Consider the following 21175-nt stretch of genomic DNA (forward strand, 5'->3'; position numbering starts at 1 on the left):
ACGACTGATCGCCGCCGTTGCTGGCGACGCGAACTCACCCCCGCTGCGCCGCCTGTTCGTCGCGCAGACGCTGGACCTCGCGGCGTTTGTTGACCAGCGACGCGGCGATGACACCGCAAGCGACGATGGCGATCAGGATCGTACAGGCGGCGTTGATCTCGGGTGTGACGCCGAGGCGTACCTGGCTGTAGATCTTCATTGGCAGGGTGGTTGCACCCGGCCCCGAGGTGAAGCTCGAAATCACCAGGTCGTCGATGGACAGCGTGAAGGCCAGCATCCAGCCGGAAATGATCGCCGGCAGGATGACCGGCAGCGTGATCTGGAAGAAGGTCTTCACCGGTGGAGCACCGAGATCCATGGCCGCTTCCTCGAGCGAACGATCGAAGGTGACCAGACGGGACTGCACCACGACGGCGACGAAGCACATCGAGAAGGTGATGTGGGCGAGCGTCAACGTGAAGAAGCCGCGGTCGAGCCCGACGGCGACGAACAGCAAAAGCAACGACAGGCCGGTGATGACCTCCGGCATGACCAGCGGTGCGAACACCATGCCTGAAAACAGCACCCTGCCCCGGAACCGGGTGTAGCGGGTGAGCGCCAGCGCCGCGAGCGTGCCGAGCACGGTCGCCATCGTCGCCGAGATCAGGCCGACGCGGATCGTCACCCAGGCGGCGTCCATCAGGCCCTGGTTGTGGAACAGCGAAACGTACCATTTGGTCGAGAAGCCGCCCCAGACGGTGACGAGCTTCGATTCGTTGAACGAGAAGATGACCAGCAGCACGATGGGCAGGTAGAGGAACGCAAAGCCCAGGACGATGGCCGTGATGTTGAAGCGGCTCCAGCTCGAATTCATCTCAGCGCCCCTGTTCCTGGGCGCGTGCCTGCGCCTGTTGGAAGAACATGATCGGCACGACGAGCAGCAGAAGCAGGATGACGGCCACCGCCGAAGAGACCGGCCAGTCGCGGTTGGCGAAGAACTCGTTCCACAGCGTCTTGCCGATCATCAGCGTCTGCGAGCCGCCGAGCAGGTCGGGAATGACGAATTCGCCGACAGCGGGGATGAACACCAGAAGGCAGCCGGCGATGACGCCGGGCAGCGACAGCGGGAAGGTGATCTTCCAGAACGCGGAGGCTGGCGGGCAGCCGAGATCCTGCGCCGCCTCGATCAGCGAATAGTCCATCTTCTCCAGGGCCGAGTACAACGGCAGGATCATGAATGGCAGGTAGGAGTAGACGATACCGATGAAGATCGCCGAGTGCGTGTTGAGGATCACCAGCGGTTGGTCGATGACGCCGGTGGCAAGCAGCAGCTGGTTGAGCAGGCCCTCGGGCTTGAGGATGCCGATCCAGGCGTAGACGCGGATCAGGAAGCTGGTCCAGAACGGCAGGATCACCAGCATCAACAGCGTCGGCCGGATCGTCGCCGGCGCTCGCGCCATGCCGTAGGCGATGGGGTAGCCGACAAGCAGCGCGAGAAACGTCGAGATCCCCGCAATGATCACGCTCGAGACATAGGCGTTGAAGTAGAGCGCGTCCTGCGTCAGCCAGAGGTAGTTGTCGAAGCTGAACTCGCCGATCTGCGACAGCAGCCCGGAAAAGCCGTCGGCAAGGCCAAGTGTCGGCGTGTAGGGCGGCATGGCGATCGCCGTCGTCGACAGCGAGATCTTGAAGACGATGAAGAACGGAATGAGGAAGAAGAACAGCAGCCAGAGGTAGGGAACGAGGATGACGAGGCGGTTGGTGATGGCTGAGAGCGGGTGTTTCATCTCCCCACCTATCGCGTCAGAACGACGCCAGCGTCGTTCCGGAAGGAGATCCATGCCTTGTCGTCCCAGCTCAGCGGATCTTCGGTGGCGCGGGTCGCGTTGAGCGAGCTCGCCTTGACCACCTGGCCGTTGCCGAGCTGGACGTGGAAGATGGTCATGTCGCCGAGATAGGCGATGTCGTAGATTTCACCTTCCATGACATTGTCGCCGTTTTCCGGCTTTTTCGACGAGACCTTGATCTTCTCGGGCCGGATGGCGAAGGCGACCTCGCTGCCGGCTGCGGCGTCGCCCGCGTTGGCGGTGCGGATGGTCACGCCATTGGCGCTGGTGATGGTGGCCCCCGAACTGTCACGGTCGGCGACCTTGCCTTCGAACATGTTGATGTTGCCGACGAAGTCGGCGACGAAGCGCGAGCCTGGCGCCTCATAGACCTCGGCCGGCGTCGCCACCTGCATCACCTCGCCCTTGTCGAGAATGGCGATGCGGTCAGCCATGGTCATGGCCTCTTCCTGGTCGTGGGTGACGACGACAAAGGTCAGGCCCAGCGTCTGCTGCAGGTCCATCAGTTCGAACTGGGTTTCCTCACGCAGCTTCTTGTCGAGCGCGCCGAGCGGCTCGTCGAGCAGCAGCACCTTGGGCCGCTTGGCGACCGCGCGGGCGAGCGCGACGCGCTGGCGCTGGCCACCCGACAGCTGGTGCGGCTTGCGCTTGGCGAACTGGCCAAGCTTGACCAGCTTGAGCATGTCAGTGACGCGCTGTTCGATCTCGGCCTTCGGCATGCCGTCCTGCTTGAGGCCGAACGCGATGTTCTGCTCGACCGTCATATGCGGGAACAGCGCATAGGACTGGAACATCATGTTGACCGGCCGCCGGTAGGGAGGGATGCCGCGCAGGTCCTGGCCGTCGAGCAGGATCTGGCCGGAGGTCGGCTCCTCGAAGCCGGCGAGCATGCGCAGCAGCGTCGACTTTCCGCAACCCGAGGCGCCGAGCAGCGCGAAGAATTCGCGCTCGTAGATCGACAGCGACAGATTGTTGACGGCGGTGAAGTCACCGAATCTCTTGGTGACATTCTTGAATTGAATGTAGGGCTTGGCGTCTGGCTTGTTCCAGGGCGCAAACTCCCTGCGGATATTGCCGAGCGATTTCATGTCCCACTCCCACCTGCCCTTATGCAAAACCCGGCGCCGATGGCGCCGGGTCCGTATGCCTGAAGTTACTGTCCCGTGACGATCTTGGTCCAACTGCGGGTGACGACGCGCTGGGTCTTGGGATCATAGGGCGGCACGGTGAAGAGCTTGGCGAGCGTTGCTTCATCCGGGTAGATCGCCGGATCGCCCGAAATCTCCTTGTCGATGAACTGCTGCGACGCCTTGTTGCCGTTGGCGTAGAAGATGTAGTTGGAGGCCTTGGCCGTCACTTCCGGCTTCATCATGTAGTTGATGAACTCGTGCGCCTCGGCGACGTGCTGGGCATCGGCCGGGATCGCCATCTGGTCGAACCACATCTCGGCACCTTCCTTGGGGATGACGTAGTCGACGACGACGCCCTGGTCCGCCTCGGCGGCACGGTCGCGCGCCTGGAAGATGTCGCCCGACCAGCCGACGGCCAGGCAGATGTCGCCATTGGCGAGCGCGTTGATGTATTCCGACGAGTGGAATTTGCGGATCGACGGCCGCACCGCGAGCAATGTCTCTTCAGCCTTGGACAGGTCGCCCAGCTCGGTCGACTGCGGCTTGAGCCCGAGATAGTTCATCGTGGTCGGGAAGATGTCGGTCGGCGAATCCAGCAGATAGACGCCGCAGTCGGCAAGCTTGGCCAGCTGTTCCGGCTTGAAGACCACGTCCCAGCTGTCGATCTTGTCGATGCCAAGGGCTTCCTTGATCTTCTTTTGATTGTAGCCGATGCCGACGGTGCCCCACATGTAATTGACCGAGTATTCATTGCCCGGATCGTAGGCGGCGGTACGCGAGCTCACCACGTCCCAGACGTTTGCCAGGTTGGGCAGCTTGGACTTGTCGAGCTTCTGGTAGACGCCGGCCTGGATCTGGCGCGCCAGGAAGGGGCTGGCCGTCGGCACGACGACGTCGTAGCCGCTGCCGCCGGCGAGCAGCTTGGTTTCGAGGATCTCGTTGGAATCATAGACGTCATAGACGACCTTGATGCCGGTCTCCTTGGTGAAGTCCTCGATGATGGTCGAATCGATGTAGTCGGACCAGTTGTAGACGTTGACGACCCGCTCCTGGGCGCCGGCGGGGATCGTAATGACGGCGATTAGGGCTGACGCGGCGGTCAGCCAAAGCGCTCTACGGTTCATGGCAGTCTCCTTTTGCGGACGCGCCCGTCCCGGCACATCCTGGTCCTGTACAAAAATCGAGTGATGAAGGTGGCGCGCTCCCGCCGGCTCGCGGCTCGGCGCAAACGGTACGGCGATTTACATCTGCGGACACCGAAGCCCCGGCAGTGGAACCTGGCAAGATACGCCTGTATTGTTGTTACCCTCAGGTTCAGCCTGCCCGCCGGACGGTAGTATTGTCAATGGTAAACAATCAATTGCTCAATCCGGCATCGGCATGCCGGTGACGCCCGGTCTTTGCGGTTGTGCCTGGCGCCTGAATTCGAGTGCCAAATGCACAAGCAAAGCTGCGAAAATGACAGCACCTCCGGCGATGGTGCGGACCGACGGCACTTCGGAATGCACCAGCCACACCCAGATCGGCCCCAGCATAGGCTCGAACGTGCCGATCAGGGCAGCAACGGCAGCCGGGATCAACCGTGCCCCGGTGGCAAAGAAGGCAAGGCCAAGCCCGAGGTTGACGACGCCGAATGCAAACAGGAACCCCATTTCGCGCGGCGAAACGGCAAAGGCCGAGGCCTGGGAGGCGGCGAAAGCCGCGGCAATCATGGTGCCAAGGCAGGTGGCTGGCGTCATGCGTACATGGGAAAACCGGCGGGTGATGACGGTGGCGATCGAAAAGACCACCGCGATCAGCAAGGCGAGACCGTCGCCGATCGGCGAAACCTGGCCGGTCAGCGACTCGGAAACCATGATCGCCACGCCCAGGATCACCGCCACGATCGCCACCCATGTCGACAGCGCCACCCGCTCGCGAAACAGCACCCAGGCAAACAGCGCCGCAAGCAGAGGCACGCCGGCCTGCATCAGCAGCACATTGGCGACGGTGGTGTAGGCAAGCGCAATGACGAACGACGTCGAGGCCGTGGCAAAGCAGATCGCCACCAGCAGCCCTGGCAGCCCCATGCCGCGGAACAGCCGCAGCGTTCCGCGCAAGCCATCGCGCCAGACCATGAAGCCCAGAAGGAAGGCGGCGGCCCAGAACGAGCGCCAGAACACCACCGTCCAGATGTCGTCGATCTCGATGAAGCGCCCGATGGCGCCACCAAGGCTCCACATCAGCGCCGACAGGAACACCAGCGCTATGCCCAAACGCTCGTCGCGCCGCGAAACCTGCGGGGCAACGACGTTGGATAGCGAGACTGCTGGGTCTGTCATGGTCTCAGTATCGATGACCTTTTGCCGACTGGATATGCTCAAAACGACTTGCAGCGGTCCAATTCGCTACCGCATCGGGCCAAGCGCGGCGTGGTCCAGCCCATGGCGATGGTTGTGGCAATCTTGTCTGCAGCGTTCGGTCAGCGACGAAGACGATCCGACAGCGGCGCGATTTTCGCTTGACCTCAATGTTAGTTGAGGTTTTACAGACACAGCTCCAACGTGAAAACCAAGTGGAGCCATCCGAAAATGCCCCAGAAAATCAAACTCGCCATCATCTATGGCAGCGCCCGCGAAGGCCGTTTCTGCGATACCGTCGTCAACTGGGTCGCTGCCGAGGTTACGGGACACCAGCAGTTCGCCATCGAGCTTGTCGATCCGCGCGACCTCGGCAGGAACCGCGCCGACGTCGCCCGCCGCCTTGGCGACGCCGATGCCTTCCTTGTGGTGACGCCCGAGTACAATCACGGCTACACCGCCGACCTCAAGGCGCTGATCGACGCCCACAGCATCCAGTGGCAGGCCAAGCCCCTGGCATTCGTCTCATATGGCGGCATTTCGGGTGGGCTGCGGGCCATCGAGCAGTTGCGCCTGGTCTTTGCAGAACTGCACGTCGTGGCGATCCGCGACACTGTCAGTTTTGCCAGCGCCTGGAGCAAGTTCGACCGCAATGGCACGCTGATGGACCCGCGAGACTCGCGCAAGGCAATGTCGGCGCTGCTCGCCCGGCTGCAATGGTGGGCGATCAACTTGCGTGAGGCACGCGCCAACACGCCTTACCTTGAGGCGGCGGCATGAGCGCGCTGCAACAGGTTCAGGCCGCAGAGGTGTTGGCCGCGCCCGGCCGGCATGCCGGCCGCAACACGACACTGCTCCTGATCAGCACACTGACGATCATGGCGGGCGCGACCATCTCGCCGTCGCTGCCGGCGATCGAAAGCCATTTCGCCGGCAGTCCCAATGTCGAGATCCTGACGAGGCTCGTACTGACGTTGCCGGCGCTGTCCATCGTCATTTGCGCGCCGTTCGCCGGCGAGCTTGCCGACCGCTTAGGCCGCCGGCCGCTGTTGATCGCCGCAGCCCTGCTCTATGGGCTGGGCGGCATGTCGGGACTTCTGGCAGACAGCCTGCCCGGGCTTCTCATCGGACGCGCGCTGCTCGGCATTGCCGTTGCCGGCGTCATGACGACGGCGACAGCGCTTGTCGGCGACTATTTCAGCGGTCCCGCGCGCGACCGCTTCATGGGTTATCAGTCGGCATTCGTCGGCTTCGGTGGACTGATCTTCCTGACCGGCGGCGGCATGCTCGCCGAATTGCACTGGCGCGCGCCCTTTGCCGTCTACGGTCTATCACTGCTTTTGATCCCGGCGGTCGTTGCGTTCATCGACGAGCCGGTGCGTGGTCGCATGTCGACATTGAGCGTGGCCTCGCAGGTCTCAGCCCGCACAGCGTGGCTCGCAGTCTTTGCCGTTTACATCGCGGCCGTGTTCAACAGCGTCGCATTCTACCTGCTGCCCACCCAGCTGCCGTTCCATCTCAACGCCATGGGCATCGGTTCGCCGACACTGGCGGGCCTCGCCATCGGGCTGGGCAACCTAATCGGAGCGGCCGCCGCCTTGGCGTACGCGCCCCTGCGCGCCAGGCTTGGCGTGATCGGCGTGTTCGGGCTCGCCTTCGGCCTGATGGCGACAGGCTACATCCTGCTGGGGTTGGCGAGCTCGCTGGCCACGGTCCTGCTGGCCGGTGCCGTGGTCGGCCTGGGCCTCGGCATGATCATGCCCAACATCGCAGCAGCTGCGATGGCGGCCGCCGCGCCCGACATGCGCGGACGCGTTGCCGGCGGCATGACGGCCAGCATTTTCGCTGGCCACTTCATCTCGCCCTTCGTCAGCCAGCCGATGATCGCGGCATTCGGCTTTGCCAACACCTACCTCTACACCGGGCTTGTCGTCGGCAGCATCGCGGTCGTTGGCGGCGTAGTGGCAGTCCTCCGCGCAAGCACCCGCCGGGAAAATGAGACGGGGCTTTGAAGCATGCAGGGCTCCTCGCCCCTACTCGCCCTGTTTCGCCAATCTCAGCACTTCCGACATGACGGCATCTTCGCCGGCGGCGTAGCTGGCGAAAGTCTGGGCGACTGGAACCGTGGGCTGCAGGGAGCCCGCGGCGGTGCCGTAGAAGTAGTTAGGCAGAAAACAGGTGGTCAGCTGCGACAGCCGGCAGCCGTTTTCCCAGTCGTGGTAGGCGGTGGTGTAGCGGAACGCGATCCTGGAGTTGGGCATGATCGTCGTGCCGCCCTCGCCCCACATCTGGCCGGCGTCCCCCATTTCCTCGCCGACCAGCACGGCACGCTCGCCGGCGTAATATTTCAGCCGCGACGCGATGCTGATCGCCGCCGAAAACGTATTGCCGCTGGTCAGAATGAATATCCGGCCGTCCGGCACAACCTTCGGCAACAGGCGCGAAAAATCGGTGGCAAGCATATAGTTGCCGCCCGGACTGAACCTGAGATCCACGACGGCATGCTTGACCTTTCGCTTGCCGGCCTCGGCAAGCAGGCCCGTGAGATAGTCGGAGATCAGAACCGGCTCCTGATCGCGCAACCGGTTGAGTTGCACGTAGAGGATCTCGTCGGCTTCCAGATAGGCGTGCCAGGAATTCTGACCGGGGCGCGCGAGGTAGCGCGGCGTATCGACACCATCCAGGACATGGACCCATCCGGCGCCGCTCTTGTCTGGCGCAATCGGGCTTAGATCCCGCTTTGGCCAGACGGTCCGCGTCACAGGCTCGCCTTTGCCTGGCAATACGGCAAGCGTGCGCTCGATCTCGGAGCCGTCGGCCTTGCGAAAGCGAAACTCGCTTTCATCCGGCTTGGCCGCCAGCCTGGCCGCGTGGAGCAGTTCGGGCGAAATCATGAAATTCGGCGAGAGCTCGCGCGCGTACTGGTCAGTGCCACCGACATATGGGCGCAACGCTGCGACCAGCTCATCGGGCGTCAGGTCATTGGCCGTCAAAACCTGGGCGCCCAGAAGATCGCGATGTTCTGTGGTGGCGCGGACAACGAAAAGGCCGTCGGCAAACCAGCCGAGGCGCAATGGGACGGAATTGAAGCCTTGTCCGCCGGCAAGGCCGAGAACATTGGTGTGACCGTTTTGGGCAAGGGCGACCGCCTTCGCCGCCGCCATCGCCAGTGCGGGCCGATCGAGTTCCGAGGCCTTGGCGGTAAGTTCGTCCAGTGATTGACCAAATGCTAAGCTTGTTTGAGGCTTAAAGCTTCGTTCGATCAGCTGCATGTTGCGAAGATGGGCCAAATCCTGCGCGTTCTTTTCAGCCAATGAATCTCCGGTTGCTGGGCTTGCATCCGGATATGGCTTGAAAACCGGATACATAATGAAGGCAAGCGGCATCACGACGACAATCAGAAACGCCGCCATGACATACGCTACGCGCTTCCACCACCGCCCCCACTTGCGCCCTACATTAGAACTACTCATTCCGCCTCTCCAAATACTTGGCCATTGCCCAAAGCAGAGCAGCACATGGGGGCGGCGCGCACGGCGTTCAATTACCTGGCACATCAACCCCCGCGCTCTGCCCCGAGGTGAGAAACGGATCGGCAAGGTTTGCTCCCGATAAGGGCGGTCAAATTCTTGAAACTGCGCGTCGACATTCCGAAAACGGTCCCAATTTTCGGCCGACGCGCAAGGAACCGATCATGCTGACCGTACTCAACTGCCTCGTCACCGAACATGATTACCGCTTTGTCGCCGCAGCGTTGACCATCTGCGCCCTCGGCTGCGTCGTTTCGATGCGATTGTTCGCCCGCGCCCGCAATGTCCGGCGCGCCAAACACGCGGCGTTCATTTTCATGGCTGGCGTCGCCGGCGGCATGACGATCTGGACGACGCATTTCCTGGCGATGCTGGGCTTCATTCCCAATGTCGAACACGGTTTCGAGCCTAACTTCACCGTGCTGTCGCTGGCCTTTGCGATCGCCACGTCGATGGCCGGTTTCTTCATCGCCGCCAGCCGCGAACGCGGCTGGATGATCGAGACAGGCGGAGCCATCATCGGCGCCGGCATCGCGCTAATGCATTTCACCGGCATGCGCGGTTTCGTCGTCGCCGGCACGGTTTCCTACGATCCGGCCTTCGTTGCCTTTCCATCATGGCCGGTACGGCCCTTGGAATGCTTGCCACCAACCGCGTGGCGCGCGGGACCACCCGCTACAGCCAATATGCCGGCATGGCCGCCCTTATCCTGGGCATCGGCATGATGCACTTCACCGCCATGGGCGCGATACAGATCACGCCCGATCCGCGCGTGATTGTTCCCGGCCAGCTCATGTCCGACAGCGTTCTGGCGATGCTGGTTATCGCGGTGACTGTGCTTGTGGTGGTGCTCGGCGCCGTTACCCATCTTGCCGAGGAGCAAGGCCAGCAGGACGCCGTCGCGCATTACCGGCATCTCGCCATGCACGACCCGCTGACCGGCCTGCCCAATCGCGCCGCCGTTCGCGATGAATTGCCGATGCGGCTGAAGCAGGCCGGCGGCACCTCGCTGGCGCTCATTGCCATCGACCTCAACCGCTTCAAGGAGATCAACGACGTCTACGGCCATGCGGCCGGCGATGCCGTGCTCAGCCAGACGACCGCACGCGTGCGAACAGCGTTGATCGAGGGCGAGTTCTTTGCCCGCATCGGTGGTGACGAATTCATAGCGGTGAAGCCGTTCACCCGCGAAAACGAGGTCGAGGAATTCGCAGCCCGCATCAGCGATGCCTTCTCGCGCCCCAACGAGCTCGGCAAGGGGCGCTTTTCGACCAGTGCCAGCATCGGCATTTCGGTCTACCCAAAGGATGGCGACAGTGTCGATGAGCTGACGACACGCGCAGACCTTGCCATGTACCGCTCCAAGAAACTGCAGGACGGCAGCTGGTGCTGGTATGACGCCGACGCCGACGAGGACGGCCGACGCCGCGGCCAGATCGCCATCGGCCTGCGCAGCGCCATCGCCGACGGCGCGCTGCGGCTGGTTTACCAGCCGCAGATATCGATGAAGAAGCGCGAGTTGCTCGGCTTCGAGGCGTTGCTGCGCTGGTCCAGTCCGCAGCTTGGCGACGTCTCGCCGGCCGAATTCATTCCCGTTGCCGAACAGACCGGTATCATCGTCGAGATCGGCGACTGGGTGTTGATGCAGGCCTGCCACGAGGCGACGCAGTGGCCGGCGCCCACCGGCGTTGCGGTCAACGTCTCGCCGGTGCAGCTTATGCGGCCGAACTTTGCCGAGCGGCTGACCGAAATCCTGGATGAGACGGGACTGGCCCCGACGCGGCTCGAGATCGAGATCACCGAAACGATGCTGATCGACAATCCGGGCCAGGCACTGCTCGTGCTGCGCAAGATCAAGGCGCTCGGGGTTCGCGTCGCCATGGACGATTTCGGCACCGGCTACTCGTCGTTGTCGACGCTGTTTTCCTTCCCCTTCGACAAGATCAAGGTCGACCGCAGCTTCCTCAACGCGCTCGGCCGGCAGGCTCAGGCAACAAGTGTCATCGAAACCGTCATCGAACTCGGCCACAAGCTGTCGATCCCGGTGCTGGCCGAAGGCGTCGAGACCGATTTCCAGGCGGCTTTCCTCAAGGACCGGCGCTGCGACGAAGCACAGGGCTTCCTCTACGGCCGGCCGGTGGACTCTTCCACGGCGCATGCGCTCGCGCTTTCCGGCACCTGGCAAGACGACGGCGACGCAAAGCTGAGCGCCTGACCAGCCGCTACTGGAAATCGAATGCCGACAGGCCCGTCACCATCTCGTCGAGCCCAAGCGGGCGGGTGATCGGCGGCTCGGCGCGCGACAGGCAACCAGACCGCTCGCATAGACGGCAAGCAGGGCCGACCGGCGTCGCCGTCACGGTGCCTGGCTTGGCACCGATGGCAAGTGCCGGAAGGGCCGCGCCATAGACGATCTCGTCGCGGAAGGCGATGTCGCAGCCGAGCAGGATCGCGGTGCGCCGGGGCCGCTCGCTGAATGCGCCTTGCGGTCCTTCGAGCGTGCGGGCAACGCACAGGAACTCGGCGCCATCGGGCATCTCGACCGCCTCGACAAAGATCTGGCCGGGCTGAGTGAAGGCCGCATGCACCGGAAGTTTCGGGCAGCCGCCGCCAAAGCGGCTTTGAGGAAAACCTTGCGCACCCGCTTTACGGAAGCGGTTGCCGGCATTGTCAACCTCGAGCATGAAGAACGGCACCGCCGAAGCGCCGGAGCGCTGCAGCATCGTCAGCCGGTTGGCCGCCTGCTCGAAGGATACGCCGAAGCGCGAGCGCAGCACGTCGACATCGTAGCGGGCACGCTGGGCGGCCGAGTGGAACACCTGATAAGGCATCATCAGCGCGTGCGCGGCGTAACGGCCAAGCTCGAAACGGGCGAGCCGCCTTGCCTCGTCTGATGCAAGCTTCAGCGCCTGGAGCTCGGCGGCGACTGCGACCTGCATGCGAATCAGGCTCGCTTCCATCGCCACCTCGCGCAGCTGGTCGAACGGCGACAGGCGTTCGGACAGGAACAGTCGTTGCGAATGCCTGTCATAGCGGCGGCGCCAGTTGGGCATGGTGGCGACCGGCAGCACCTTGACGACGATGCCATGCTCACGCCTGAGCCACGCCTTCAGCGCGCCAAACAGGTCATCACCGGGATCGAGCAATGTGGTGAACGCCTCGGCTTCTTCTTCCAGCGAGGTGAAATGGTTGGGCCGGCGCTCGAACACCTCATGCACCTCGTCGATCGGCAGCCGCGCGCCCGACAAGGCGGTGGTGTGCCCCTCGCGGGCCAGCAGCTCGGTCAGGTCGGACAGGCGCTCGGCCTGCTCGCGATAGGCGCGGAACAGCTTGATCACCGCAGCCGCCGCATTGGGTGCCGCCTCGGCGATCTCGACAAGTTCCTGGTCGCCGGGCAGTTCGCCCGACAGCAGCGGATCGGCGAAGACCTCGCGCAATGCCGCGATCGAGCCCCTCGCCTCGCCCTGCAACTCGTCCGGATCAACCTTGTAGACCGAGGCCAGCTTGAGGATGAGCTGCACCGTGAGCGGGCGCTGGTTGCGCTCGATCAGGTTGAGATAGGACGGCGAAATGCCCAGCCCCTCGGCCATCGCCGTCTGGGTGAGGCCCTTCTGGTTGCGGATGCGCCTGATGCGCGGTCCGGCGAAGATTTTCTGCTCGGCCATTGGTTTTTACACCATTTTTACAACGAAAGTAGGAGTTTCCCCCTACCCAGCCTTTTACATTCTTTACAAATTTACAGCGACCCCTTGTCAAACACAATACAGGTTTTCCCCAATATCAGCTGCAAATTGTTGATTTTTCTGGCTGCTTCGGCGCCGCAATGTCAAACAAGTCACATCGAAATCGCCGCAACAACCCAAGACGCGGTGGCCGCCCCCAGCCCCAAGTGACCAGACGGAGTCGACAATGACTGATTTTTACAACCTCGTCCCTTCAGCCCCGGAAGGCCGTTTCGACGGCATCGAGCGCCCCTACTCGCCGGAGGACGTGAAGCGGCTGCGCGGCTCCGTCCAGATCAAGCAGACTTTGGCCGAAATGGGCGCCAACCGCTTGTGGAAGCTCATCCACGAGGAGAACTTCGTCAACGCGCTCGGCGCCATGTCCGGCAACCAGGCGATGCAGCAGGTCCGCGCCGGCCTCAAGGCGATCTATCTCTCGGGCTGGCAGGTCGCGGCTGACGCCAACACCGCATCGGCTATGTATCCCGACCAGTCGCTCTACCCGGCGAACGCCGCGCCCGAGCTGGTCAAGCGCATCAACCGCACGCTGCAGCGCGCCGACCAGATCGAAACCTCGGAAGGCAAGGGCCTGTCGGTCGACACCTGGTTCGCGCCGATCGTGGCTGACGCCGAAGCCGGCTTCGGTGGCCCGCTCAACGCCTTCGAGATCATGAAGGCTTTCATCGAGGCGGGTGCTGCCGGCGTCCACTTCGAAGACCAGCTCGCTTCGGAAAAGAAGTGCGGCCATCTCGGCGGCAAGGTGCTGATCCCGACCGCGGCGCACATCCGCAACCTGAACGCGGCGCGTCTCGCCGCCGACGTGATGGGCACCTCGACGCTGATCGTCGCCCGTACCGACGCGGAAGCCGCCAAGCTCTTGACGTCCGACATCGACGAGCGTGACCAGCCCTTCGTCGACTACGACGCCGGCCGGACCGTGGAAGGCTTCTACCAGGTGCGCAACGGCATCGACCCCTGCATTGCCCGCGCCATCGCCTACGCACCGTTCTGCGACCTGATCTGGATGGAAACCGGCAAGCCGGACCTCGCGCAGGCGAAGAAGTTCGCCGAGGCCGTGCACAAGGCGCATCCGGGCAAGAAGCTGGCCTACAACTGCTCGCCGTCGTTCAACTGGAAGAAGAACCTCGACGACGCGACGATCGCCAAGTTCCAGCGCGAGCTGGGCGCGATGGGCTACAAGTTCCAGTTCATCACGCTGGCTGGTTTCCACCAGCTCAACTTCGGCATGTTCGAGCTGGCCCGCGGCTACAAGGATCGCCAGATGGCGGCCTATTCGGAGCTGCAGGAGGCGGAATTCGCCGCCGAGGTCAACGGCTACACCGCGACCAAGCACCAGCGCGAGGTCGGCACCGGCTACTTCGACGCCGTGTCGATGGCGATCACCGGCGGCAAGTCGTCGACGACCGCGATGCACGAATCGACCGAGCACGAGCAGTTCCGCCCGGCCGCCGAATAGGCCCGGCGCAAACGACAAATCCGGAGGCATGAGCCTCCGGACACCGCCAGAGGAAACGCCCCGCAAGGGCAAGGCAACACCCGAGGAGAACCACAATGGCACCGCGCACCCGCGTCAAGGAACGAGCCGAAGAACAGGCGACGACCATGAGCGCCGACCAGCAGGCCGTGATCCGTATCGTCGCCAACGACCTGCACCGTCTCAACCAGTCGGTCATGAAGGCAGTCGAGGCCGGCGTGTCGGTGGAACTGGTCCGCTCGGCCCGTCACCACGGCGGAGATGGCAACTGGGGCGATCTGCTCATCCCTGTCATCGTGACCCAGCAGCCGCACGGCTGACAAGCATTCCCTCTGCCCCCACGGACCCCGTCCGCAGCTCCTGCTGCGGGCGGGGTTTGTTTTTTGGCGGTATTTCTCACTGGACTACAGTCAATCTGTCGAATTTCTATCGCCTACGACTAAAGTCGAATGCCGTTTCCAGCGTATTACTTGACACTTCCCGAAGTTGACGCGAACGTAAGGGACCGAACGCAACCACGTATTGAACAGACGCCCCTCAGCTGTCGGCTAAGCCAATGAAATGGAATGACCCAGATTCGGGCGGCAGCCCGGACGGGAGTGCGCGCACTCCCGATCGCCGTGTCGCGGACCTCACCAAGGTGCTTGTCGTTGGCCGTTCTCCGATCAACCGGGTCGTCGTTGCCAAGATCGTCGAACGCTCCGGGCTGAAGACGATCTCGGAGGCGCCCGATACCGCGATGGTGATGCTGCGCACCATGGCGCCAGGCACGATCATCCTCGACGGCGGCAGCGACAACAAGGATTGCGACGGGCTGATGCAGTCGATCCTGTCGCTCAGGCTTGCCTCAGGCAGCAACCTGCCGTCGGTGATCCTGCTGTCCAACCGCCCTGGCACGCCAGAAAGCCTGTCGCTGTCGAGTGCCGTCGACATCGTTGTCGCCAAGCCGATCACGCCGGAGCGGCTGCAACCCGTCGTCGAAAAGCTGCTAGGCCGCTGCTGACTCTCAGCCGAGGCTTTTCAGCAGCTCCGGCAGTTCGCCGAGATGATGGAGCTTGCGGAAACGCTCGGCCGCGGTTGGTTCGTCGACATGCTCGTAGGCCCAGGTCAGGTCGTGGGGAATGTAGACGCCCCAGCTGCCAGCCTCGATCGCCGGCACGACATCGGACTTGAGCGAATTGCCGATCATCATCGCACGGTCCGGCCCGTCGCCATGGCGGGCGAAGATGCGCTCGTAGGTCGGCCGCGACTTGTCGCTGACGATCTCGACGGCGTTGAAGAAATCGCCGAGGCCCGATTGCGCCAGCTTGCGCTCCTGGTCGAACAGGTCGCCCTTGGTGATCAGCACCAGGCGATAGCGCCCGGCCAGCGCTTCGAGCGTGTCGTGAACATGCGGCAGGGTCTCGATCGGATGGCTCAGCATTTCGCGACCAGCGGCGAGGATCTTTTCGATCACCGAAGCGGGAACCCGGCCTTCCGTCACCTCGATCGCAGTCTCGATCATCGACAGGGTGAAGCCCTTGATGCCGAACCCATAGGTGCCGAGGTTGCGCTTTTCGGCCTCGAGCAGGCGCGCCATCAGCTGCTCCTGCTCGCCATGTTCGGCAAGCAGTTCGGCGAAGTGTTTTTCGGTGATGCGGAAAAACTGTTCGTTCTGCCAAAGCGTGTCGTCGGCATCGAATCCGATGGTGGAAAGGCGGGTCGAAATGGAGGTCATTGCGCTCGTCTAGTTCAGAAATTGGCCCAAAACCAGCCATTTAAAGGCCGCAAGCAATCAGAATCGCTCGTCAGCCCCCCTTTTCTTCCTTCAAGGGGCACGGCTATACTCGACAATCTGCAACGACAATCTGGTGAATGATGCCGCCTGCCAAGAAGGAAGTCCGTCCGACCATTCGGGGGGCTCGCGCCCGCACGCCTGCATTCGTGAAGAACAAGCGTGGGGTGAAGAACTGGAAGGAAACCGCCGACTGGCTGGAATGGCGGGGCATCGAAGACATAGAGTGCATCACGCCCGACCAGGCTGGCGTCGCCCGCGGCAAGATGATGCCGTCGAGCAAGTTCACCTCCAACACCGCGCTGGCGCTGCCGTCCGCACCGTTCATGATGACGATCTCCGGCGGCTACCCCGAAGACGGCAACGGCTTCTCCTATCCGGAGGATGACGGCGACCTCAAGCTGCTGCCCGATCTCTCGACGCTGACTGTCGTGCCATGGGAGGACGATCCGACCGCTCAGGTGATCTGCGACCTCGTCCACCAGGACGGCCGTGCCGTCGAGTTCACGCCGCGCAACGTGCTGAAGCGCGTGGTTGCCGCCTATGACAAGCTCGGCCTGAAGCCGGTCGTGGCACCGGAGATCGAATTCTACCTGGTGCGCAAGAACCCCGACCCGGATTATCCGCTGACTCCGCCGGTCGGCCGCTCGGGCCGCCCCATCGGCGGCGGCGCCGGCTATTCCATCGCAGGCGTCAATGAGTTCGACGAACTCATCGACGACATTTACCACTTCTCCGAGGCGCAGGGCCTGGAGATCGACACGCTTATCCACGAGGAAGGTGCCGGTCAGCTTGAGATCAATCTGCGCCATGGCGACCCGATCGAACTCGCCGACCAGGTGTTCTTGTTCAAGCGCACCATTCGCGAGGCGGCGCTGAAGCACGACATCTATGCCACCTTCATGGCCAAACCGATCCAGGGCCAGCCAGGTTCGGCAATGCACATCCACCAGTCGATCATCGACAAGAAGACCGGCCACAACATTTTTGCGGCCGACGACGGCTCGGAGACCGACGCCTTCTTCCACTTCATCGGCGGCATGCAAAAGCATGTGCCGAACGCGCTGGTGATGTTTGCGCCTTATGTGAATTCGTACCGCCGGCTGACGCAGGCGGCCTCGGCGCCGGTCAACAACAAGTGGGGCTACGACAACCGCACCACCGCCTTCCGTGTGCCGCGTTCCGATCCCGGCGGTCGCCGCGTCGAAAACCGCATCCCTTCGTCGGATGCCAACCCCTATCTGGCGCTTGCGGCATCGCTTGCCTGCGGACTGATCGGCCTTAGGAACAAGTTGCCGGCGGAAGCGCCCGTCCTCACCACAGCCAACGAGGACGAAATCGACCTGCCGCGCGGCCTGCTCGAAGCTGTCGACCTGTTTGAGGGCGACGAAGAGCTGACGACGCTTTTGGGAAAGTCGTTTGCGACGACCTATGCAGCGATCAAGCGGGCGGAGTTCGAGACTTTCATGGAGGTCATCAGCCCCTGGGAGCGGGAGTATTTGTTGCTCAACGTTTGAACGGGCGAATAGGGAATAGTGAGTAGCGAATAGAGAAGGCCTCGCGCTTTTCACTACTCACTACTCACTACTCACTACTCACTACTCACCATTCGCCTCCATCCGCTCGAAAATTGCCGGAGCCCTCTCCGTATCATGCCCTACCACTCTCCCATCTCTCCCGGCCTTTCCTGGTACGAAGATACCGCCGGCCCAAGGCCTGAGTACCCTGCCCTCGACGGCGACAGGCAGGCCGACGTCGTGATCATCGGTGGCGGCTTCACCGGGCTGTCGGCGGCGACGCATCTCGCCAAGGCCGGTACCAATGTCGTTTTGATCGAGGCGCATCGCTTCGGCGACGGCGCCTCGGGGCGCAATGGCGGCCAGCTCGGCACCGGCCAGCGTGCCTGGGCCGAGGAACTCGAGGGCGAGCTTGGCTTCACTCGGGCCAAGGCGCTGTTTGACCTGGCCGAGGAAGCCAAGGCGCATCTGCTCGAGTTCTCGGCCGCCAACGGCATCGACATCGACTACATGCCCGGCCAGATGTCGGTGGCGCACAAGCCGCGCTATGTCGACGACTACAAGGCGCATGCCGAGATCATGGCGAGCCGCTTCAACTATCCGCATGTCAGCTTCATGGACGCGCAGGAGACCGCCGAGCGGCTGGGCTCGACGCACTACCATGGCGGCACGCGCGATATCGGCACCGGCCACATCCATCCGCTCAAGCTGGTGATCGGCACCGCGCGCGTGGCGGCGGCCGCTGGCGCCCACATCTTCGAGAACACGCAATCGACCGGCATCACGTCCCAGGGTGGCAAGGTGCGGGTGACGACGCCGCGCGGCACCATCACCGCACAGAAATGCCTGATCGCCGTCAATGCCTATGGCGGCACGCTGGAGCCGGTGAGCGCCGCCCACATCATGCCGATCGGCTCGTTCATCGGTGCCACGGTGCCTCTGGGCGCGGATTCGCCCGTCATCCCCGGTGGAGAGTCGGTCGACGATTCCCGCTTCGTCGTGCGCTACTTCCGCAAGTCGCGGGATGGACGGCTGCTGTTCGGCGGGCGCGAGATCTACGGCGTCAACGACCCCAAGGACATCCATATCCACATCCGCAGGCAGATCACCGAGATCTACCCGGCGCTCAAGGATGTCGATATCACCCATGGTTGGGGTGGCTATGTCGGCATCACCGTGCCGCGCAAGCCGTTCGTGCGCGAAGTGATGCCTAACGTCATCTCGATGGGCGGCTATTCCGGCCATGGCGTGATGCTGTCGAACTTCTTCGGCAAGCTTTATGCCGAGACGGTGGCCGGCAACCGCGACCGCCTCAAGCTGATCGAGGAGCTGAAGATCCCGCCCTTCCCCGGCGGACGGCGCTTCCGCACCCCGCTTCTGTTCCTCGCCCTCAACTGGTTCGCGCTGAGGGACAGGATATAGCGCCATGGCGGACGAACTGGTCGATCGCATCTACGAAGCGGCCTTCGTCCCGGAAAAGTGGCTTGCATTGCTCGAAACTCTGGCGGCCGGCGCCGGATCGGCCTCGGCAGGTATACTGGTGTTCGACGGCGAGCGGCCGATAGGCGCGCTTGCAACCGATTTGACCCGCGACATGTTCGAGGAGTTCGCCACGACCGACCTGTGGCGGAAAAGCGAACGCATCCGCCATTTCCATGCCAACCCGATCTCCGGCTTCGTCCATGCCGACAACTACTTTCCGCAAGCGATGCAGGCTGCTGATGTAGCGACCCGCCGGATGCTGTCGCTCGGGGTCGGCTGGCAGGCAGGCACGATCATTCCGCTGCCGACCAGCGAACTCGTTGTCTTCACTTTCGAGAGGTACCTGGAAGATGGTCCGCACAGCAACGAGACCATGGCGCGATGGGAGGCCCTGCGTCCACATCTCGCGCGCTCCGGGCTGATCGCCGCCAGGCTGCGGCTGGAGCGCGCCCAGGGCACGGCGGCGACGCTGCAAGCCATGGGCCTGCCGGCGGCGGTGTTGAACCATGGTGGCAGGACCTTGGCCGTGAACAGCCTGCTGGAAGCCATGCCGGACCTGTTCGCGCCGCTGGCGCATGGCGGGCTGGCGCTCGCTGACGCCGCCGCCCAGCCTCTGTTTGCCGACGCACTGAAATTGTCCATGACCGGCGCGCCGGCCGTGATGTCGCTGCCCGTCGCCGCCAGCGAGCGACACCCCGCCTGTATCGTACACGTGCTGCGGCTGCGCCGAGCAGCGCTGGACATCTTTTCCCAGGCCGAGTTGCTGATTACCGCGACAATGCCAAGCGCAAGTACAATGGTGCCGGCGCCGCAGATCCTGCACGGACTGTTCGACCTGACACCGGCAGAGTCGCGGCTTGCAGCGGCACTTGCCGCAGGACACTCGCTGCGCGAAGCAGCCATCAGCCACGGCAACCAGTTCAGCACCGCGCGCTCGCAGCTCGAAGCGATCTTCCGCAAGACCGGCACGCACAAGCAGAGCCAGCTCGTCGCCCTGCTGCAGAGCGCAGCTTCCCTGAAGCGCGACCACTAACCCCGCCGATCCATCCAGAAAAAATGCGCAGGCATCCGGCATCTGCCGGATGGACTTGCATCGCCTCGACCGGAATCCTCATGGCATGACGGACGCCCGCACGAGGAAACCGGCGCCCGCGAAAAGAGGGTGCGGCATGCGGACAGACAAGGGAATGGCGGGGGGAGCCATCGTTGCCACGTTGCTTGCGCTGGCGGGAGAAGCCGCCGCGCAGGCAACGTGCACGATGAGTAGTGGGACAGCGACGGCCGTGGGAGTCGAGAGCTTTGCGTGCGGACCGGGTGCCAACACAAGTGGGGGCTATGCGGCTGCCTTAGGAGCATCCGCCTCCGCCGGCGGCAACGGAACAGCAGTCGGCGCGGGCGCTGAAGCGGGACATCAGGGAACGGCAATTGGAGTCTCAAGCTCTGGCTTAGGACTCGGAAGCGTCGCCGTTGGGTCGTTGTCTAGCGCAGCTGCATTTGCCAGCGCCATTGGTAATTTCAGTAAAGCCAATGGCGAATATTCTGTGGCGATTGGAGCTTCGGCGGAAGCAGATAGTAACTCCTCAATCGCCATCGGCGAGGGGTCGAAAGCTGGAGAATCGGGAGGGACCTATAACATCGCCATGGGCGTAGGTGCAGTCGCGGGCGGCGGCACGAACCCGGCAAACTCAGCGGTTGCCATTGGAGACGGCTCAACGGCCAATGCCAACGGAGCGCTCGCTCTCGGTCAGTCCACTACGGCGAACCACGATTCTTCGGTGGCTATCGGTGTAGGCGCGTCGACGTCGCGCGCCTACCAGATGACGCTCGGGACAAGCCAGAGTACCTACACGCTAACCGGCCTCGCCTCCTCCGCCAGCCTCGCCGCTCAGACCGGTCCGATCCATTTCGTCACCTCCGACACCGGCGGCAATCTCGCCGTGTCGGCCTTCGACGTCTCGACGCTGGCGACGACGGCAAGCGTCGAGGGCCTGCGCAGCGATATCGGCGCCACACGCACCGAGGCGCGGCAGGGCATTGCGGCGGCGATTGCCATGTCGAGTGCGGCGATGCCGTCGGCGCCGGGCCGCACCAGCTGGGCGGCGAATGTCGGCCATTTCAAGGGCGAGACGGCGTTCGGCGGTTCGCTCAGTCATCGGCTCGACTTCGACAACCCGGTCGCAATCAGCCTTGGCTATTCCTATGGCGGCGGCGACAGCCATGCGGCGCGGTTCGGCATGATGGGGGAGTTCTAGAGCATTCGGTTCTGGCCCGGCGCCTCAAAGCAAGGCCAGGCGTGCCCTTGCGATGAGCGCCATCTTCGGGTGCCCCAAGGCAATTGCGGCGGGGCACCCGCCTTTCCT

General features: G+C 63.3%; 19 protein-coding genes. 11 read left to right on the forward strand and 8 right to left on the reverse strand.

Translation table 11 applies throughout. From position 1 onward, the window contains the following. Window positions 1-34: 34 nt before the first annotated feature. The 5 genes from J1C56_RS08510 to J1C56_RS08530 all read right to left on the reverse strand — a co-directional run bounded on the left by J1C56_RS08510 (window position 35) and on the right by J1C56_RS08530 (window position 5277). Window positions 35-853, reverse strand: a complete 819-nt coding sequence (locus tag J1C56_RS08510; RefSeq protein ID WP_214387862.1) for an ABC transporter permease — start codon at window positions 851-853, stop codon at window positions 35-37. Window position 854: 1 nt separating this feature from the next. Then, window positions 855-1766: an ABC transporter permease subunit gene (locus J1C56_RS08515; RefSeq protein ID WP_214387864.1), complete on the reverse strand. Its 912-nt coding sequence runs from the start codon at window positions 1764-1766 to the stop codon at window positions 855-857. 8 nt (window positions 1767-1774) lie between these two features. Next, window positions 1775-2914 (reverse strand): ABC transporter ATP-binding protein, encoded by a 1140-nt coding sequence (locus tag J1C56_RS08520; RefSeq protein WP_214387866.1) that lies wholly within the window; start codon window positions 2912-2914, stop codon window positions 1775-1777. Between the two features lie 65 nt (window positions 2915-2979). Continuing rightward, window positions 2980-4080, reverse strand: a complete 1101-nt coding sequence (locus J1C56_RS08525; RefSeq protein WP_214387868.1) for a polyamine ABC transporter substrate-binding protein — start codon at window positions 4078-4080, stop codon at window positions 2980-2982. Window positions 4081-4320: 240 nt separating this feature from the next. Beyond that, window positions 4321-5277, reverse strand: a complete 957-nt coding sequence (locus J1C56_RS08530; RefSeq protein ID WP_214387870.1) for a DMT family transporter — start codon at window positions 5275-5277, stop codon at window positions 4321-4323. 249 nt (window positions 5278-5526) lie between these two features. Between J1C56_RS08530 and J1C56_RS08535 the strand changes: the two genes are divergently transcribed. After that, window positions 5527-6075, forward strand: coding sequence for an NADPH-dependent FMN reductase (locus J1C56_RS08535; protein WP_214387872.1), 549 nt, complete (start codon window positions 5527-5529; stop codon window positions 6073-6075). Then, on the forward strand, window positions 6072-7307 hold the full coding sequence (locus J1C56_RS08540) for an MFS transporter (protein WP_214387874.1): 1236 nt from the start codon (window positions 6072-6074) through the stop codon (window positions 7305-7307). The genes J1C56_RS08535 and J1C56_RS08540 overlap by 4 nt, the downstream gene beginning before the upstream one ends. Window positions 7308-7328: 21 nt before the next feature. On the opposite strand, the gene J1C56_RS08545 is transcribed toward J1C56_RS08540, so the two are convergent. Further along, window positions 7329-8894 (reverse strand): S41 family peptidase, encoded by a 1566-nt coding sequence (locus tag J1C56_RS08545; protein ID WP_214387876.1) that lies wholly within the window; start codon window positions 8892-8894, stop codon window positions 7329-7331. 95 nt (window positions 8895-8989) lie between these two features. Here J1C56_RS08545 and J1C56_RS08550 point away from each other — a divergent pair, with 95 nt between their 5' ends. Both J1C56_RS08550 and J1C56_RS08555 read left to right on the forward strand, forming a co-directional pair. Further along, complete coding sequence (locus J1C56_RS08550; RefSeq protein ID WP_214387878.1) at window positions 8990-9550, forward strand: MHYT domain-containing protein; 561 nt, start codon at window positions 8990-8992, stop codon at window positions 9548-9550. After that, window positions 9463-11040 (forward strand): putative bifunctional diguanylate cyclase/phosphodiesterase, encoded by a 1578-nt coding sequence (locus J1C56_RS08555; protein WP_214387880.1) that lies wholly within the window; start codon window positions 9463-9465, stop codon window positions 11038-11040. The genes J1C56_RS08550 and J1C56_RS08555 overlap by 88 nt, the downstream gene beginning before the upstream one ends. A gap of 7 nt (window positions 11041-11047) precedes the next feature. Here the strand turns inward: J1C56_RS08555 and J1C56_RS08560 are convergent, their stop codons facing one another. Beyond that, the gene (locus J1C56_RS08560; RefSeq protein WP_214387882.1) at window positions 11048-12490 is read right to left on the reverse strand and encodes a helix-turn-helix domain-containing protein; all 1443 of its coding nucleotides are present in this window, start codon (window positions 12488-12490) and stop codon (window positions 11048-11050) included. Window positions 12491-12734: 244 nt separating this feature from the next. Here J1C56_RS08560 and aceA point away from each other — a divergent pair, with 244 nt between their 5' ends. The 3 genes from aceA to J1C56_RS08575 all read left to right on the forward strand — a co-directional run bounded on the left by aceA (window position 12735) and on the right by J1C56_RS08575 (window position 15045). Beyond that, complete coding sequence (aceA, locus tag J1C56_RS08565; protein ID WP_109577619.1) at window positions 12735-14024, forward strand: isocitrate lyase; 1290 nt, start codon at window positions 12735-12737, stop codon at window positions 14022-14024. Window positions 14025-14119: 95 nt separating this feature from the next. Then, complete coding sequence (locus tag J1C56_RS08570) at window positions 14120-14362, forward strand: SMc00767 family acetate metabolism repressor (protein WP_067965227.1); 243 nt, start codon at window positions 14120-14122, stop codon at window positions 14360-14362. Between the two features lie 236 nt (window positions 14363-14598). Then, the gene (locus tag J1C56_RS08575; RefSeq protein WP_214387884.1) at window positions 14599-15045 is read left to right on the forward strand and encodes an ANTAR domain-containing protein; all 447 of its coding nucleotides are present in this window, start codon (window positions 14599-14601) and stop codon (window positions 15043-15045) included. A 3-nt stretch (window positions 15046-15048) separates the two neighbouring features. Here the strand turns inward: J1C56_RS08575 and J1C56_RS08580 are convergent, their stop codons facing one another. Beyond that, window positions 15049-15750 (reverse strand): HAD family hydrolase, encoded by a 702-nt coding sequence (locus tag J1C56_RS08580; RefSeq protein WP_214388317.1) that lies wholly within the window; start codon window positions 15748-15750, stop codon window positions 15049-15051. A 149-nt stretch (window positions 15751-15899) separates the two neighbouring features. Here J1C56_RS08580 and J1C56_RS08585 point away from each other — a divergent pair, with 149 nt between their 5' ends. The 4 genes from J1C56_RS08585 (at window position 15900) to J1C56_RS33610 (ending at window position 21067) form a co-directional block, all read left to right on the forward strand. After that, window positions 15900-17333 carry a glutamine synthetase family protein gene (locus tag J1C56_RS08585; RefSeq protein WP_420797375.1) on the forward strand — a complete coding sequence of 478 codons (1434 nt, stop codon included), beginning with the start codon at window positions 15900-15902 and terminating at the stop codon, window positions 17331-17333. Between the two features lie 135 nt (window positions 17334-17468). Beyond that, window positions 17469-18755 carry an NAD(P)/FAD-dependent oxidoreductase gene (locus J1C56_RS08590; RefSeq protein WP_214387888.1) on the forward strand — a complete coding sequence of 429 codons (1287 nt, stop codon included), beginning with the start codon at window positions 17469-17471 and terminating at the stop codon, window positions 18753-18755. Between the two features lie 4 nt (window positions 18756-18759). After that, window positions 18760-19848, forward strand: a complete 1089-nt coding sequence (locus J1C56_RS08595; RefSeq protein WP_214387890.1) for a helix-turn-helix transcriptional regulator — start codon at window positions 18760-18762, stop codon at window positions 19846-19848. Between the two features lie 226 nt (window positions 19849-20074). Further along, window positions 20075-21067, forward strand: coding sequence for a hypothetical protein (locus J1C56_RS33610; protein WP_420797376.1), 993 nt, complete (start codon window positions 20075-20077; stop codon window positions 21065-21067). Window positions 21068-21175 lie beyond the last annotated feature (108 nt).

This window comes from Aminobacter anthyllidis (genome assembly GCF_018555685.1).
GTDB lineage: Bacteria > Pseudomonadota > Alphaproteobacteria > Rhizobiales > Rhizobiaceae > Aminobacter > Aminobacter anthyllidis.